Origin of the sequence: Bacillus sp. SIMBA_074 (assembly GCF_046534555.1) — a bacterium.
In the GTDB taxonomy this organism is placed as follows: domain Bacteria; phylum Bacillota; class Bacilli; order Bacillales; family Bacillaceae_G; genus Bacillus_A; species Bacillus_A mycoides.
Window position 1 is genome coordinate 1 of record NZ_JAWRYM010000447.1, and the last position, 275, is coordinate 275.

At 40.7% G+C, this 275-nt stretch carries 1 pseudogene; it reads left to right on the forward strand.

What is annotated here, in order from left to right:
• A pseudogene (locus tag SB773_RS31530) lies at positions 1–151 on the forward strand (thioredoxin-disulfide reductase); the annotation flags it as partial.
• Positions 152–275: the final 124 nt, after the last annotated feature.

The following is a 275-nucleotide window of genomic DNA, read 5'->3' on the forward strand; positions in this document are numbered from 1 at the left end:
GACACACGTCCCGGGTATTTTTGCAGCTGGTGACGTTCGTGAAAAAACATTGCGCCAAATCGTTACAGCTACAGGTGATGGAAGCATTGCTGCTCAATCCGCTCAGCATTATATTGAGGAACTTCAAGAAAAATTGCAACCAAAGGCTTGATTGCACAAAAGTTTCACACTTCGTAATTCGGTTTTAACGATGTTGTAACACGTGTGAAATAATGATTGTGTATAGTATGGGTAGAAAGTTGACCCCCTTTAATTATAAACGTTTGAGGACACAG